Annotated in this window: 1 pseudogene; it reads right to left on the bottom strand. The window is 58.0% G+C overall.

Annotated elements, in window-relative coordinates:
- Window positions 1-210 (bottom strand): annotated as a pseudogene (locus tag D0T87_RS23780) (hypothetical protein); the annotation flags it as partial.
- Window positions 211-371 lie beyond the last annotated feature (161 nt).

Genomic DNA, 371 nt, shown 5'->3' with positions numbered 1-371 from the left:
GTCGGCCGAGAGCAGGATATTGTCCGTAGCATACCCTTCGGGTGAGGCATAGCCCACCAGGGAGATTCCCGTGATCCGTGCATACGGGTTCTGCTGGATAGATTCGATTAACTCATGGATCTTACGAAGTTCACGGGCATTATCACCAAAGTCATAATCAATCCCACTACCACCTTGCACATAGTCCAAATAAGCCGTCCCCTCTTTCACGGCCGTGACGGCCGTTTTGGTCGCGGCCAGAGCCGCGGTCGCCGCGGATGATGTGGACGCCGCGGATGGTGTGGAGACCACAGCCGCAGTGAGGCCGTCTGCGGCCGTGGTTTTGGCGGGAACGTCCTGTGATGCTGTTTGTGTCGTCTGCTTGGCCGGAC

Origin of the sequence: Bacteroides sp. 51 (assembly GCF_010500965.1) — a bacterium.
Taxonomy (GTDB): Bacteria; Bacteroidota; Bacteroidia; order Bacteroidales; family Bacteroidaceae; genus Bacteroides.
Note: the sequence above shows the minus strand (reverse complement) of the source record. Positions and strands in the feature narration are given on the sequence as shown.